Here is a 14,417-nt window from a genome sequence, read left to right as displayed (position 1 = left end):
CTGTATGCGGCCAGGAGCCACCGGTCGCACAGCTCTTGTCGAACGTCCGTTCCACAACTTTCAGCTGACGTTCAAAATCGACAGCAATGCTGTATTGGAACGGGGTTGCTTCAAATCTCGCTTTTCCTTACAAGATTTTCCACCAGCCGTTGCCCAGCGACCGGCAACGCGTCAAAATCCCGATAGCAAATCGAAAATTCCCGCTGTGCCCACGAGTCGGTTAACGGGATCATTTTCACCTTCAGTGCTGACGCATATAGCGTGCTTATTTCTGCCGGAATCACGCCAACCGCCAAATTGGCTGCCACAACGCGAAACGCCGCATCAAAATTCGATACCAAAACGCGAAAGCGGACAGACCTTTCCACTTGCGCCGCTGCGCGCTGAAGCATGACGACGACAGCGCTGTCAGGACGCATGCCTACATGTTCATAATCAAGCGTGTCCTCAAAACGCAATTTGTCATAGATCGCTAACGGATGTTCCTGGTGTACAGCCAGTGCCAGCTTGTCCTTGCGATAGGGACGTTGCTGCAAGTCTCCAAGATCGGTGTGATTCCAACACACTCCGATGGCAGAACTTCCTTCACGCATATTACGCAACAGCTCGCTGGTAACGCATTCCTCTATATCCACTTTGATCTCGCGATTGACCGGTTCGCGCATGAAAGCAGAAATATCTTCCAGCAGGGATTCGGCAATCGCCGAGGGTGTCGCTAGTATCCGTACGGTCCCCTTGATGCCCCCGGCGAAGGCGGTGACATCGTTTTCGATTCGCTCGGCGGCAAACAACATGGTGCGAGCATGCTCCACTAGCGCCAGACCGGCAGCGGTGGGCTGCACGCCCCGTCGCGTACGGGTCAGCAATGAGACCCCCAAATTTGATTCAAGCTGAGCGATACGCTTGCTGATGGCGGAGGGAGCAATATGCGATTGCTCTGCGACGCGCGCCATATTCTGTTGCTCGCAGACGGCTACCAATAAGCGTAGCGTAGTGAGGTCGAGGTCTCTCATTGTTCAATCTCTCAATCAGGGTTTCCGAATCGGAATGTCTAGCGTTCCAATATAGCGCTTGTCAATGAAATAGAGAAGCCTAAAATCACTACACGTATTCCGATTCATCAGGACTTGTGTCATCGCACAAGCCTTGGGATCAACATAAAAACAAACTGGTATCAGCCAGATAACGACTCAGGAGACAAAGTCATGACACGTATTGCGCTTGTTTATCCGTTTTCTCCATCGCACTCGTCGCAGTCGCGGCTTCGTACACCGACTTGTTTTTGCATGTCGGACGTTGCCCGCTGTTCACAGCTTTAGAAGAAAATGATGAGCACACCTTCTACGGCCTTGCCGCTAAAAAATATAGACATTCCCGTTCGCGCTGCGACGGGTTCTTCTGCCGACATCACCGCACGCATGGACCGGCTACCTGTCACCAGAAGTTCCTGGATGCTGGTTCTGCTGATTTCGCTGGGCGGGTTTTTTGAGATTTATGACCTGGTCTTCACCGGCTACATTGCGCCGGGGATGGTAAAGAGCGGCCTGCTTAGCACCACCACCGCGCATTTTTTCGGGACTCAAGGTATTGGCGCTTTCATTGCAGCGACCTTCGCCGGCTTGTTTATCGGTACCTTCTTCTTCGGCTTTTTGCCGGACCGCTACGGTCGCCGTGCGATCTTCACGGTTTCACTGCTGTGGTACTCGATCGGCTCTGCCATCATGGCTTGTCAAACCAGTTCGGATGGCTTGCTGTTGTGGCGTTTCCTTACCGGCATCGGCGTCGGCATAGAGATTGTTACCATCGATAGCTATATCACCGAAATCGTACCGCAGCACATGCGTGGTCGCGCCATGTCGCTAAACCAGGCGGCGATGTTCATGGCTGCACCGGTAGCGGCTATCCTGTCCTATTGGCTGGTGCCGATTGCCCCGTTCGGTTTCGATGGCTGGCGTTGGGTCGTGATGATCGGTTCGGTCGGCGCCATACTGGTGTGGTTCATTCGCCGCGCGGTTCCTGAAAGCCCTCGTTGGCTAGCACAAAAAGGCCGGCTTGCCGAGGCTGAAGCCGTCATGCAACGCATCGAAGCGAAAACAGCTGCCGAGTTCGGTGCGCCGTTGCCACCACCATTACCCGCCATTGTCGAGCCACCCCAGGCTGCTGCAGCGTTCAATGAACTGTGGAAGCCGCCGTACCGCTCCCGCTTCATCATGCTGCTGGTGTTCAATTTCTTCCAGGCTATCGCGTTCTACGGCTTTGCCAACTGGGTTCCAACGCTGCTGATCGCACAGGGTATTACAGTCACCAAGAGCCTGCTTTACTCTTTCATTATCGCCTTTGCCAGTCCGATTGGTCCTTTATTGGTGATGCTGGTGGCTGACAAGATCCAGCGCAAATGGCTGATCGTCGGCGCTGCCGGTGCCGTGATCGTATTCGGTATCGCCTTCGCGCAGATGAAGGTCGCGCTGCCGTTGATCGTACTCGGCATCCTTATCAGTCTGGCCGGTTCCATGATCTCCGTGAACTACCACGCCTACCAGACTGAATTATTCCCGACCCGCATCCGTTGCCGTGCAGTCGGCATCGTGTACTCGTCAAGCCGCGTCGGCGCGATGCTGTCGGGCTTCTTGATTGCCTTCTTCCTGCGTGACTTCGGCGTAGTGGGCGTATTTGCCGGCATTACCGGTTCCATGCTCATGGTGATGCTGTCGATCGGAATCTTCGGTCCCAAGACCAATGGCCTGCGTTTGGAAGAATTGTCGAAATAAGTTATCGAAACAAGTTATCGAAACACAGAAAGAAAGACCTCAGATGACACATGCAGACAACACTGTAATCGTCCAGGAAGTCGGACTACGCGACGGCTTGCAGAGCATTCCGCAAATCATGTCGACCGACGATAAAAAGCGCTGGATCGATGCCGCCTGCGCCGCCGGTGTGCGCTATCTGGAAGTTGCCTCGTTCGTACCCGCACGGTTGCTGCCGCAGATGGCCGACGCGGAGCAGGTGATCGCCCACGCTCTGACCTATCCGCACCTGACCGTTACGGCATTGGTGCCCAATCTCAAGGGGGCTGAAAAAGCGATTGCGTCCGGCGTGCATCGCATCGTCGCGCCGATCTCGGTCAGTGCGGCGCACAGTCAGGCCAACGTCCGCAAAACGCCGGTTGAGATGGTGGAAGAGTTTCAGCGGATCCGTCAGTTGATCGATGTCTCGACGCACAAACCGCGCCTGATCGCCGGTTTGTCGACCGTATTCGGCTGCACCATCCAGGGCCTGGTGCCGCTGGCGGATATCGAAGACATTGTGAAACGCGTACTGGATGCCGGTTGCGACATGCTGGCGCTAGCTGACACCACTGGCCATGCAACGCCGGGGCAGGTGTCCAAGATATTCGGTGCGCTACGGCAGCTGGCCGGCGATAGACTGTCTATCGCCCACTTTCACGATACACGCGGCCTGGCTTTGGCCAACACTATCATTGCGCTTGAACACGGCATTCGTGAATTCGATTCCACGCTTGGTGGGTTGGGTGGCTGCCCGCATGCGCCGGGAGCATCCGGTAATGTAGCAACCGAAGACCTCGTATTCGTGTTGGATAGTCTCGGCTATCACACCGGCATCGACGTAGAAAAATTGCTCGCGTCGCGCAGTATTCTTGCGCAGAGCCTTCCGGGCGTTATTCTTTACGGCGCATTAGCCCGGGCAGGCTTGCCGCACGGTTACACAGCGCAACAATTTCATCCAGAAGAGGTAGCCGCATGACATCCACCGCATCCAATCAACGTGACGACGATCTGCCGCTCAAAGGCATCCGTGTAGTCGAGATGTCGCATATGGTCATGGGGCCTACCTGCGGAATGATCTTGGGCGATCTGGGCGCAGACGTCATCAAGGTCGAACCTCCGCGCGGCGACGGCACACGACGGCTGCTCGGTACCGGAGCTGGCTTCTTCCGTACGTTTAACCGTAACAAGAAGAGCGTGACGCTGGATATGGACAGTGCTGCGGGCATCGAGGCGATGCACAGGCTGATAGACAGCGCCGACGTGTTCATCGAAAACTTCAAGCCCGGCCGCATGAAAGACCTCGGTATCGATTATGAAAGCGTGCGCGAACGTAATCCGAAGATCATCTACGTTTCCCACAAGGGTTTTCTCCAAGGACCATACGAGAAGCGCCTGGCGCTTGACGAAGTGGTGCAGATGATGGCGGGTCTGGCGTATATGACAGGCCCTGTGGGGCGTCCGTTAAGGGCAGGCAGTTCAGTCAATGACATCATGGGCGGCATGTTCGGCGCCATTGGCGTACTGGCAGCCTTGTTCCAGCGTCAACACAGCGGCGCAGGCAAGGAAGTGCAAAGTGCGCTGTTTGAGAATTGCGTGCTGCTGTCAGCCCAGCATATGCAGCAATACGCCGTCACAGGCGAGGCCGCAGCGCCTATGCCGTCGCGGATCAGTGCCTGGGCCGTGTATGACGTCTTCGAGCTGGCAAACAGTGAACAAATGTTTATCGCCGCGACCGGCGATACGCAGTGGCGCGCGCTATGCGATCTGATCCAGCGTCCAGACCTGCTAGGCGATCCGAGCTTGCAAACCAATAATCAGCGAGTCGTAGTGCGCGAATGGCTACTGCAGACGCTGCGTGAAACGTTCCTTAAACTGGATGGCAAGAAGCTGGCGCCAGAGCTGGAGAACCGCGGCATTCCTTTCGCGCCGATCTGCAAGCCGGAGGAACTATTCGACGATCCGCACCTGAAAGCCAGCGGTGGCATGGTCAAGCTGACGCTGGAGGATGGTTCGCAAACCGATATGCCGCTGTTGCCAATCGCTATGGATGGCAAGCGTCTGCAGCCGCGCCGACCGATCGCTGGCATCGGGGAGCACACGTATGAAGTCATGCGTGAATTCGGCTATAGCGATGCGCAGATCGACGGCTTTTCGCATGAAGCAGCCGAGCAGAGCGCCTGAAATTTCCCCTAACACCGATACCTGAAAAGAAATCACATTACATGGCAACTTATCAAATAGCCGACAAAGTGCCGCAGATTCATGACAGCGCGTTCGTCGCCGAGCAGGCAGTCGTCATTGGCGATGTCGTCTTGCAAGAAAACGTCAGCATCTGGCCCGGCGTTGTTCTACGCGGTGACAATGAATCCATCACTATTGGCGCCGGAAGCAATGTGCAGGAAGGCGCGGTGTTGCACACTGACCCAGGCTATCCGCTCATCGTCGAAAATAACGTTTCCATTGGCCATCAGGCCATGTTGCACGGTTGCACGGTGCAAGAAGGAAGTCTTGTCGGCATCCAGGCCGTCATCCTGAACGGCGCGGTAATCGGCAAGAACTGCCTGGTGGGCGCTGGCGCGCTGATTACAGAAGGGAAGGTATTTCCCGATAACTCGCTGATCATCGGTTCGCCGGCCAAGGTGGTGCGAGAGTTGACTGCCGAGGCGATCGCAGATATGCATCGAAACGCCGCGGAATACGTCGCCCGTCGCGGCGACTACAAAAATTCGCTGAAACGCCTGGGCTGAAACTACGACAACTTATTTTGGAGGCATTCATGCCAGAAATTTTAGACAATCTGATGGGATTGATGGGATTCGAGTTTGTCGAATTCGCCTCTCCCGAGCCAGGTCTGCTGGAAAGCGTGTTCGCCACCATGGGCTTTATCAAGGTGGCGCAGCACCGCTCCAAGCAAGTCACCCTGTATCGCCAGGGGGACATCAATTTCATCATCAATCACGAGCCGCGTAGCGCAGCGTCTTACTTTGCCGCCGAACACGGTCCCTGTGCCTGCGGCATGGCTTTTCGCGTCAAGGATGCGCACAAGGCCTATGCCCGCGCTTTGGAACTAGGTGCGCAGCCGATGGAGATCCCCACTGGCCCGATGGAGTTGCGTTTGCCAGCCATCAAAGGCATCGGCGGTGCGCCGCTCTATCTGATTGACCGATTCGGTGAAGGAAAGTCGATCTATGATATCGATTTCGAATTCATTGAGGGCGTAGACCGCAATCCCCCCGGCGCCGGGCTGAAAGTGATTGACCATCTCACCCACAATGTCTACCGCGGGCGCATGGCGCATTGGGCGGCGTTTTATGAGCGGCTATTCAACTTCCGTGAGATTCGGTACTTCGACATCAAGGGCGAATACACTGGGCTGACCTCACGCGCTATGTCGGCGCCGGATGGCATGATCCGTATCCCGCTCAATGAAGAATCGTCGAAAGGTTCGGGCCAGATCGAGGAGTTCTTAATGCAGTTCAATGGCGAGGGTATCCAGCATATCGCCTTGCTGACCGACGACCTGATCAAGACTTGGGACATTTTGCATAAAGCCGGAACACCATTCATGACAGCACCGCCCGCAACTTACTATGAAATGCTGGAAGGACGTTTGCCGCAGCACGGCGAGCCGACCGAGCAACTGAAAGCGCGAGGCATCTTGCTCGATGGTACATCTGGTGACGGCGGGCAGCGCCTGCTGTTGCAGATTTTTGCCAAACCACAGCTCGGCCCGGTGTTCTTCGAATTCATTCAGCGCAAGGGCGATGATGGTTTCGGCGAAGGTAATTTCAAGGCACTGTTCGAATCGATCGAGCGAGATCAGGTAACCCGAGGTGTTCTAAACGCTATCTAAAACTGTAAAAGATCGGTAGGCGGTTTTTTATCGCTACCGAGCTTCTCTGATGTTTGCTTTGAAGCGCCATTCAACGTCTGCTATCGCTTGCATCACAGACGTTCTATGAATCAGACTTGACCGGTTACTTAGGGTCGAGCTCTGACTTTTGCGACAGGCCGTATGCGTCCAGGAGCTACCGGTCACGGATGTGACCCGAAAGCGGTCAATCAGACGCCTCCGGTGTATGCTCATGCAGCAAATCCTGATTTGCTGCTTTTCGGGGAAGTCAGGACGGTACAAAATAATATCAAGGCACTCGGGACGCAGACGGCATGCCGTCTCAGACCTTTAATCGGGGCGGCGTCATATAGCAGTACCCGAGGTGGCGAAGTTCCATATATTTTCCTCCGTCTCCGCTGGCGCTTACTTTGCTATCTGATAGCTACCGCATCGGATTCCTGGGATTGCCAACCACCGCCGAGCGCCTTGAATGCAGCGACTGCCGCGCGGGCGGATTCGGTTTGCGCTTGTGCTCGCATGTCGGAGGCACGTAGCAGGTTCTCGTCTGCTTGCAGGACTTCGATAAGGCTGACGATCCCTTTCTGGTATGCCGCAAACGAGGCCCCCCGCGCTCGACTGAGTGAATCCACACCCTGACCGAGTATGCCAGCCTGTTCCTCGCGTTTTACCAGGGCAGAGAACGCGTTTTCCACGTCTTCGGTAGCACGCAGCACGGCGAGCCGATAGCCGGCTAGCGCCTCTGCTTCCTGGCCTTTGGCCAGGTCAATCTGCGCGTTGATGCGGCCGAAGTCGAACAGACGCCAGCGAAGGCCCAGCACGCCGGCGGCTTGACTTGCGCCGGCGGTGAACAGGTTGCCGCTAGATAAAGATGTCGCGCTGCCGATCAGTCCGCTAAAGGAGAGCTTGGGGTAATACTCGGCGATTGCCATGCCGATACGAGCGTTCGACGCAGCCAGACGGCGTTCGGCCACGATCAGATCTGGCCGACGCCTGAGCAAATCACCCGGCGATCCGGTTGATGCGATCTGCGGGGCGACCGGAATAACACCAGCATTAGCCAGCTCCTCCCGGTGTGTACCGGGCGGTGTGCCCAGCATCACGTCCAGCGCATTCATGGCTGTTTCCAGCCCTGTTTCGAGGACCGGTACTGATGCCCGCACTTGGGCGAGCGCGCCCTCGGCCTGCCGCACTTGAAGTTCGGCTGCCAACCCCTTGCCATAAAGCAGATTGATAGTTGAGAGTAGTTCCTGTTGCGTCTGTACCTGCCTGCGAGCAACGTCTAGGCGAGTTTGCAGTCCACATATACTGATGTAGATGTCAGCGGTCTGCGCCGCCACCGCCAATCGTGTCGCCGCCGCGCCAGCCTCCGAAGCCTGATACTCGGCCAGTGCCGCTTCCCGTCCGCGACGCACGCCACCGAATACGTCCAGCTCCCAGCCTACGCCGAGGTTGGCCTCATAGGCGTTGCCGTAACGATCGAAATTGGGCCTTGAATTCAAGACTTGCCCCAATGGCGTTTCAACCGACTGGTAGGCTCGCGCACCCTGGGCATTGATGTTGCCGGAAGGCAGCAGCGCGGCATTCGCCGCTCCTAGTCCTGCGCGCGCCTGCGCGACGCGAGCGGATGCTTGCGCAAGATCCAAATTCTGCTCCAGCGCAAGCGTCACGAAGCGGGTCAATTGTGGATCGCCAAAGCTTCCCCACCACACAGTGAAATCGGCAGTGGTGTTGGCATGCCGTTGCTCAACTGCCGTTTGACCAAGGTAGCGATCTGGCATGGGCGTGTCGGGCCGAATGTAATCTGGCCCGACAGCGCAACCCGCTGAAAGACTGGCGACGACTAACATGAAGAGAGTGCGTTTAAGTAGCATGGGTATCTTTCTCGACGTGAAAGGGAAAAATTATGAAGTGACTATATCATGAAATAGTCACTTGTTGTGCAAGTCGAATATAAGAGGTAAGCTGTTGAATATGAGTAAAGCAACCACTAATCCGGGCTTAGCCCGAGGCCCAGTCGATCACGAAGTGCGAGATCAAATTGTTGTCGCAGCTACCGAGCACTTCCGTCTGTACGGCTACGAAAAGACCACCGTCTCTGACCTTGCCAAGGCCATCGGCTTTTCCAAAGCCTATATTTACAAGTTCTTCGAGTCCAAACAGGCCATTGGCGAATTGATTTGCGCAAATTGCCTGCACGAGATCGAAACGGATGTCAGAGCAGCCGTTGACGGAGTCGACGGTCCGCCAGAGAAGCTTCGACGCATGTTCAAAACAGGCGTCGAGTCATGCCTTCGCCTGTTTTTTGAAGATCGCAAGCTCTATGACATTGCAGCCTCGGCCGCCACCGAGCGCTGGGAGTCGGTGCGCGCCTTTGAGGAGCGCATTCAGGCAATGCTGCAGGACATCCTGCGCCAGGGGCGCGAGACAGAGGAGTTTGAGCGCAAAACGCCGCTCGATGAAACGGCGACGGCGATTTACCTGGTCATTCGCCCCTATCTCAATCCGTTGCTTTTGCAGCATAGCTTTGATTCGGCGGATGATGCTCCAGCGCAACTATCTAATCTGGTGTTGCGCAGCCTATCGCCATAAATGCCAAATATCACTGTGACCATTGACATAAGTGGTCACTAGTCCCAAAATAGAAATCCTGTTTAGCTCTTTATGGGATTTCTATGCTCCGCCGCCTCGTTTTCTCTGCCGCTCTATCTACATTGCCGTTTGCACTGGTCGCTTGTGGCGAAAAACTGCAATCCGATCCACGTACCGAAGCGCCGTTGGTACGTGCGGCTACCATTCAGGGCGCGGTCGCCGCATCACGTACGTTCACAGGAACCGTAGCCGCTCGGGTACAAAGCGATCTTGGTTTCCGGGTCTCTGGCAAGGTGTTGGAGCGGCTTGTGGACGCAGGGCAAACCGTTAAGCGTGGGCAACCGCTCATGCGCATCGACCCTGTCGATCTGAAGCTGGCAGCCCATGCTCAGCAAGAAGCGGTCGCCGCAGCCCGGGCACGGGCGCAGCAAACGGCGGACGATGAAGCCCGCTACCGCGACCTGCGCGGAACCGGCGCGATATCGGCTTCAGCCTACGACCAAGTCAAGGCTGCGGCAGATACTGCCAAAGCCCAGCTCAATGCAACCGAAGCCCAAGCCGAAGTTGCTCGCAACGCTAGCCGATACACGGAGCTGGTGGCAGATTCCGATGGCATCATCATGGAAACGCTAGTCGAACCCGGCCAAGTCGTCAACGCGGGCCAAGTCGTGGTGCGTGTGGCCCATGCTGGACACCGCGAGGCCATCATCCAATTGCCGGAAACCTTGCGCCCTGCCATCGGTTCAGTCGGCCAAGCCACGCTCTTTGGCAAAGAGGGCGTTACCGTTCCAACCAAACTCAGGCAGCTCTCGGATGCCGCAGACCGACTAACCCGCACCTTCGAGGCGCGGTATGTGCTGGACGGGGAGATGTCCAGCGCCCCATTAGGTACAACAGTCACCGTTCAGATCCCGGACGCACATCCCGCTGAGCAAGGCGGCTTGTGGGTACCGATTGGCTCGCTGTTCGACGCGGGCAAGGGGGCGGGAGTCTGGGTCATCGAAGGCAAGCCAGCAAAGGTTTCCTGGCGGGCGGTCACGGTCCAGCGACTGGACGACGACGGTGCGCGCATTGCAGGCCAACTCAAGCCAGGTGACCGGATAGTCGCACTCGGCACTCACCTGCTGCACGAAGGCGAGCAGGTCCGTGTGGCTGACCAGGCCGCCGCCGCAACCGTGGGAGTGCGGCCATGAGCGAAGGTCGCTTCAACCTGTCGGCGCTCGCCGTGCGCGAGCGCTCCGTCACCCTGTTTCTGATCTGCCTGATCTCGCTGGCCGGGTTCATCTCCTTCTTCAAACTTGGCCGGGCGGAAGACCCCGCGTTCACGGTCAAAGTGATGACCATCGTTACTGCCTGGCCAGGCGCCACCGCACAGGAAATGCAGGACCAGGTCGCCGAGAAAATCGAAAAGCGCATGCAGGAGCTGCGCTGGTATGAACGTACCGAGACCTACACAAGACCTGGTTTAGCCTTCACCACCTTGACCTTGCTCGACAGTACGCCACCTTCGGAGGTCCAGGGAGAGTTTTACCAAGCCCGAAAGAAAGTCAGCGATGAGGTAAACAACCTTCCCCCTGGCGTGATCGGACCGATGGTCAACGACGAATACGCGGACGTCACCTTTGCCCTATTCGCACTCAAGGCCAAGGGCGAACCACAGCGCCTGCTTGTACGCGATGCGGAGACGTTGCGCCAGCGCCTGCTGCACGTGCCCGGTGTAAAGAAGGTCAACATCGTTGGCGAGCAGCCTGAGCGCATTTATGTCGAGTTTTCGCATGAGCGCCTGGCAACGCTGGGCGTCAGCCCACAGGAAGTATTCGCCGCACTCAATAGTCAGAACGTGCTAACACCGGCTGGCTCCGTGGAAACCAAGGGACCGCAGGTGTTTATTCGCCTGGACGGCGCTTTCGATCAATTGCAAAAGATCCGCGATACGCCGGTCGTGGCGCAAGGTCGCACATTGAAACTGTCGGACATCGCCACGATCAAGCGTGGCTATGAGGATCCGGCGACTTTCATGATCCGCAACGGCGGCGAACCTGCACTGCTGCTCGGCATCGTCATGCGCGACGGTTGGAACGGGCTCGATCTGGGCAAGGCGCTGGATAAGGAGGTTGGTGCGATCAACGCCGATATGCCGCAGGGTATGGGCCTGACCAAGGTCACAGACCAAGCCGTCAATATCAGCTCGGCGGTCGATGAGTTCATGGTCAAGTTCTTTGTCGCGCTGCTGGTGGTCATGCTGGTGTGTTTCGTGAGTATGGGTTGGCGTGTGGGTATCGTCGTTGCTGCGGCTGTGCCGCTGACGCTGGCGGCAGTCTTCATCGTGATGGCCGCGACCGGAAAGAACTTCGACCGCATCACGCTGGGCTCGCTGATCCTGGGCCTGGGCCTGCTTGTGGACGACGCCATCATCGCCATCGAAATGATGGTGGTAAAGATGGAGGAAGGCTACGACCGTATTGCCGCGTCTGCCTATGCGTGGAGCCACACTGCCGCGCCAATGCTCTCGGGCACGCTGGTGACGGCCGTCGGCTTCATGCCCAATGGCTTCGCCCGCTCCACCGCCGGTGAATACACCAGCAATATGTTCTGGATTGTCGGCATCGCACTGATCGCGTCTTGGGTGGTCGCCGTGGTATTTACACCTTACCTTGGTGTCAAGCTGCTACCCGATCTCAAAAAAGTCGAAGGCGGCCACGACGCACTCTACGATACACCACGCTATAACCGCTTCCGCCAAGTGTTGGAGCGCGTTATCGCACGCAAGTGGCTGGTCGCCGGTACTGTAGTGGGTCTTTTTGTTGTAGCCGTGCTCGGAATGGCGGTGGTCAAGAAGCAATTCTTCCCGATCTCCGACCGCCCCGAAGTGCTGGTCGAGGTGCAGATGCCCTATGGCACTTCGATCGGCCAGACCAGCGCCGCCACAGAGAAGGTGGAAGCATGGTTGGCTAAACAGCCGGAAGCGAAGATCGTCACGGCCTATGTTGGTCAAGGCGCGCCACGCTTCTACCTGGCAATGGGACCAGAATTGCCTGATCCGTCGTTTGCCAAGATCGTGATCCGCACAGACAACCAGGATGAGCGCGAGGTATTGAAAAACCGGTTACGCAAGGCAATCGCCGACGGCCTCGCTTCTGAGGCGCGCGTGCGCGTCACCCAACTGGTGTTTGGTCCCTATTCGCCGTTCCCGGTCGCCTACCGGGTCACAGGACCGGACCAGGACAAGCTACGCAGTATCGCGACTGAAGTGCAGCGGGTCATGGATGCCAGTCCGATGATGCGTACGGTCAACACCGACTGGGGCACGCGCACGCCTATGCTGCACTTCACCTTGCAGCAAGACCGATTGCAGGCCGTCGGGCTGACCTCCAGCGCCGTGGCGCAGCAACTGCAATTCTTGCTAAGCGGTGTGCCTGTCACCGCCGTCCGTGAAGACATTCGCACGGTGCAAGTCACGGCCCGTTCGGCTGGCGACAGCCGGCTCGACCCGGCCAAGATCGCGGACTTCACGCTGGCTGGCGCCAATGGGCAACGTATCCCCCTGTCGCAGGTGGGTAAGGTCGACGTGCGCATGGAAGAACCAATCATGCGCCGTCGCGACCGGATGCCGACGATCACCGTCCGGGGCGACATCGCCGATGGCTTACAGCCGCCGGACGTGTCGGCAGCCATCACCCAGAAGCTCCAGCCCATCATGGACAAACTGCCTGACGGATACCGCATCGAGGAGGCAGGGTCCATCGAAGAATCGGGCAAAGCGACAAAAGCAATGTTGCCTCTCTTTCCAATCATGCTGGCGATAACCCTGCTCATGATCATTTTTCAGGTGCGCTCGATCTCCGCGATGGTCATGGTCTTCCTGACCAGCCCGCTTGGGCTGATCGGTGTGGTGCCAACGTTGATTCTGTTCCAGCAGCCATTTGGCATCAATGCGCTGGTCGGCCTGATTGCACTGTCGGGTATCCTGATGCGCAACACACTGATTCTGATCGGGCAAATCCGCCACAACGAACAGGCGGGATTGAGCCCATTCCACGCGGTTGTCGAGGCAACCGTGCAGCGCTCCCGACCGGTGGTCTTGACCGCATTGGCGGCGATCCTGGCCTTCATCCCGCTTACCCATTCGGTGTTCTGGGGCACGCTCGCTTACACACTGATCGGCGGCACATTTGCAGGGACGATCCTGACCCTCGTGTTCTTGCCGGCGATGTATTCCATCTGGTTCAAGATCAGGCCAGCCCCATCGCAAAGTTGATCTGCCGCTCATCCCAATTCACCCATACCAAAGGAACTGTCATGTCGAATTCTAAAGTCGTCGTTATTACCGGTGTGTCATCAGGCATCGGGCGTGCCGCCGCGGTGAAATTTGCCAAGCGTGGTTGTCGAGTATTCGGCACCGTACGCAATGCTACAAAAACACAGTCAATATCTGGTGTTGTGCTGGTCGAGATGGATGTCCGCGACGACGCTTCAGTTCAGCGTGGAATCCAGACCATCATCGCTCAGGCCGGGCGCATCGATGTACTTGTCAATAGTGCAGGCGTGACCCTGCACGGCTCGACGGAAGAAACGTCGATTGCCGAGGCTCAGTCGCTGTTCGATACCAACGTTTTTGGCATCTTGCGCACAACACAAGCGGTACTGCCGCACATGCGCGCGCAGCGTTCGGGAAGAATCGTCAACATCAGCTCAGTGCTGGGCTTCCTTCCGGCTCCATACATGGGGCTCTATTCAGCATCCAAGCATGCCGTTGAGGGGATGTCCGAGACTTTGGATCATGAGGTGCGCAAGTTCGGAGTCCGCGTGGTGCTTGTTGCGCCTTCCTACACCAAGACCAGTCTGGATATCAACGCGCCCCAGGCGGCGTCCAAAATCCCGGCCTATGACGATGAGCGCGACGGCGTGTTCCGCGCAATTGAACAAAATGTTAAAGCCGCACCGGAACCCGATGGTGTCGCAACCACGATTATCGATGCCGCTTTGGGTGCATGGAAAATGCGGCGTACCCCCAAAGGCCAGGCCTCTCTTCTGAGCAAACTGCGCCGTTTCATGCCTGCCGGCCCCGTCGATGCAAGCCTGAGGAAAACATTTGGACTCGCCTGAAATCGGTTCGCTGTTTTCACGTCAAGACCCGAACTCAACGAAATTTGCTCTGCGCGAACCTAGCGCACCTAATTATC

11 protein-coding genes are annotated in these 14,417 nt (G+C 57.1%); 9 read left to right on the top strand and 2 right to left on the bottom strand.

The window, feature by feature from the left end; all coding sequences use genetic code 11:
- Nucleotides 1–110 precede the first annotated feature (110 nt).
- Nucleotides 111–1,013: a LysR family transcriptional regulator gene (locus BM205_RS02985; protein WP_092412338.1), complete on the bottom strand. Its 903-nt coding sequence runs from the start codon at nt 1,011–1,013 to the stop codon at nt 111–113.
- Nucleotides 1,014–1,328: 315 nt separating this feature from the next.
- Between BM205_RS02985 and BM205_RS02980 the strand changes: the two genes are divergently transcribed.
- Genes BM205_RS02980 through hppD form a run of 5 tightly spaced genes read left to right on the top strand, consistent with a single transcriptional unit; the run spans nt 1,329 to nt 6,642 of the window.
- Nucleotides 1,329–2,768 carry an MFS transporter gene (locus BM205_RS02980; protein WP_092412336.1) on the top strand — a complete coding sequence of 480 codons (1,440 nt, stop codon included), beginning with the start codon at nt 1,329–1,331 and terminating at the stop codon, nt 2,766–2,768.
- 43 nt (nt 2,769–2,811) lie between these two features.
- Nucleotides 2,812–3,765, top strand: coding sequence for a hydroxymethylglutaryl-CoA lyase (locus BM205_RS02975; RefSeq protein ID WP_092412334.1), 954 nt, complete (start codon nt 2,812–2,814; stop codon nt 3,763–3,765).
- The gene (locus BM205_RS02970; RefSeq protein ID WP_092412332.1) at nt 3,762–4,970 is read left to right on the top strand and encodes a CaiB/BaiF CoA transferase family protein; all 1,209 of its coding nucleotides are present in this window, start codon (nt 3,762–3,764) and stop codon (nt 4,968–4,970) included. Before BM205_RS02975 ends, BM205_RS02970 begins: the two co-directional genes overlap by 4 nt.
- A 41-nt stretch (nt 4,971–5,011) precedes the next feature.
- Nucleotides 5,012–5,536 (top strand): gamma carbonic anhydrase family protein, encoded by a 525-nt coding sequence (locus BM205_RS02965; protein ID WP_092412330.1) that lies wholly within the window; start codon nt 5,012–5,014, stop codon nt 5,534–5,536.
- Between the two features lie 29 nt (nt 5,537–5,565).
- Nucleotides 5,566–6,642 (top strand): 4-hydroxyphenylpyruvate dioxygenase, encoded by a 1,077-nt coding sequence (hppD, locus tag BM205_RS02960; RefSeq protein ID WP_092412328.1) that lies wholly within the window; start codon nt 5,566–5,568, stop codon nt 6,640–6,642.
- A gap of 413 nt (nt 6,643–7,055) precedes the next feature.
- Here hppD and BM205_RS02955 read toward each other — a convergent pair whose 3' ends face one another.
- The gene (locus BM205_RS02955) at nt 7,056–8,516 is read right to left on the bottom strand and encodes an efflux transporter outer membrane subunit (RefSeq protein WP_092412326.1); all 1,461 of its coding nucleotides are present in this window, start codon (nt 8,514–8,516) and stop codon (nt 7,056–7,058) included.
- A 100-nt stretch (nt 8,517–8,616) separates the two neighbouring features.
- Between BM205_RS02955 and BM205_RS02950 the strand changes: the two genes are divergently transcribed.
- The 4 genes from BM205_RS02950 to BM205_RS02935 all read left to right on the top strand — a co-directional run bounded on the left by BM205_RS02950 (nt 8,617) and on the right by BM205_RS02935 (nt 14,340).
- Complete coding sequence (locus BM205_RS02950; RefSeq protein WP_092412324.1) at nt 8,617–9,234, top strand: TetR/AcrR family transcriptional regulator; 618 nt, start codon at nt 8,617–8,619, stop codon at nt 9,232–9,234.
- Nucleotides 9,235–9,317: 83 nt separating this feature from the next.
- A complete protein-coding gene (locus tag BM205_RS02945; protein WP_092412322.1) occupies nt 9,318–10,427 on the top strand; it encodes an efflux RND transporter periplasmic adaptor subunit in 1,110 nt (369 codons plus the stop codon).
- The gene (locus tag BM205_RS02940; protein WP_092412320.1) at nt 10,424–13,492 is read left to right on the top strand and encodes an efflux RND transporter permease subunit; all 3,069 of its coding nucleotides are present in this window, start codon (nt 10,424–10,426) and stop codon (nt 13,490–13,492) included. Before BM205_RS02945 ends, BM205_RS02940 begins: the two co-directional genes overlap by 4 nt.
- Before the next feature lie 41 nt (nt 13,493–13,533).
- Nucleotides 13,534–14,340, top strand: coding sequence for an oxidoreductase (locus tag BM205_RS02935; protein ID WP_092412318.1), 807 nt, complete (start codon nt 13,534–13,536; stop codon nt 14,338–14,340).
- Nucleotides 14,341–14,417: the final 77 nt, after the last annotated feature.

It is taken from the genome of Collimonas sp. OK307 (assembly GCF_900113705.1).
GTDB lineage: Bacteria > Pseudomonadota > Gammaproteobacteria > Burkholderiales > Burkholderiaceae_D > Collimonas.
Note: the sequence above shows the minus strand (reverse complement) of the source record. Positions and strands in the feature narration are given on the sequence as shown.

Bases quoted from the DNA above. Each gene is read 5' to 3' on its own strand.
- BM205_RS02985 (WP_092412338.1), bottom strand. From the start codon at position 1,013: ATGAGAGACCTCGACCTCACTACGCTACGCTTATTGGTAGCCGTCTGC.
- BM205_RS02980 (WP_092412336.1), top strand. From the start codon at position 1,329: ATGAGCACACCTTCTACGGCCTTGCCGCTAAAAAATATAGACATTCCC.
- BM205_RS02975 (WP_092412334.1), top strand. From the start codon at position 2,812: ATGACACATGCAGACAACACTGTAATCGTCCAGGAAGTCGGACTACGC.
- BM205_RS02970 (WP_092412332.1), top strand. From the start codon at position 3,762: ATGACATCCACCGCATCCAATCAACGTGACGACGATCTGCCGCTCAAA.
- BM205_RS02965 (WP_092412330.1), top strand. From the start codon at position 5,012: ATGGCAACTTATCAAATAGCCGACAAAGTGCCGCAGATTCATGACAGC.
- hppD (WP_092412328.1), top strand. From the start codon at position 5,566: ATGCCAGAAATTTTAGACAATCTGATGGGATTGATGGGATTCGAGTTT.
- BM205_RS02955 (WP_092412326.1), bottom strand. From the start codon at position 8,516: ATGCTACTTAAACGCACTCTCTTCATGTTAGTCGTCGCCAGTCTTTCA.
- BM205_RS02950 (WP_092412324.1), top strand. From the start codon at position 8,617: ATGAGTAAAGCAACCACTAATCCGGGCTTAGCCCGAGGCCCAGTCGAT.
- BM205_RS02945 (WP_092412322.1), top strand. From the start codon at position 9,318: ATGCTCCGCCGCCTCGTTTTCTCTGCCGCTCTATCTACATTGCCGTTT.
- BM205_RS02940 (WP_092412320.1), top strand. From the start codon at position 10,424: ATGAGCGAAGGTCGCTTCAACCTGTCGGCGCTCGCCGTGCGCGAGCGC.
- BM205_RS02935 (WP_092412318.1), top strand. From the start codon at position 13,534: ATGTCGAATTCTAAAGTCGTCGTTATTACCGGTGTGTCATCAGGCATC.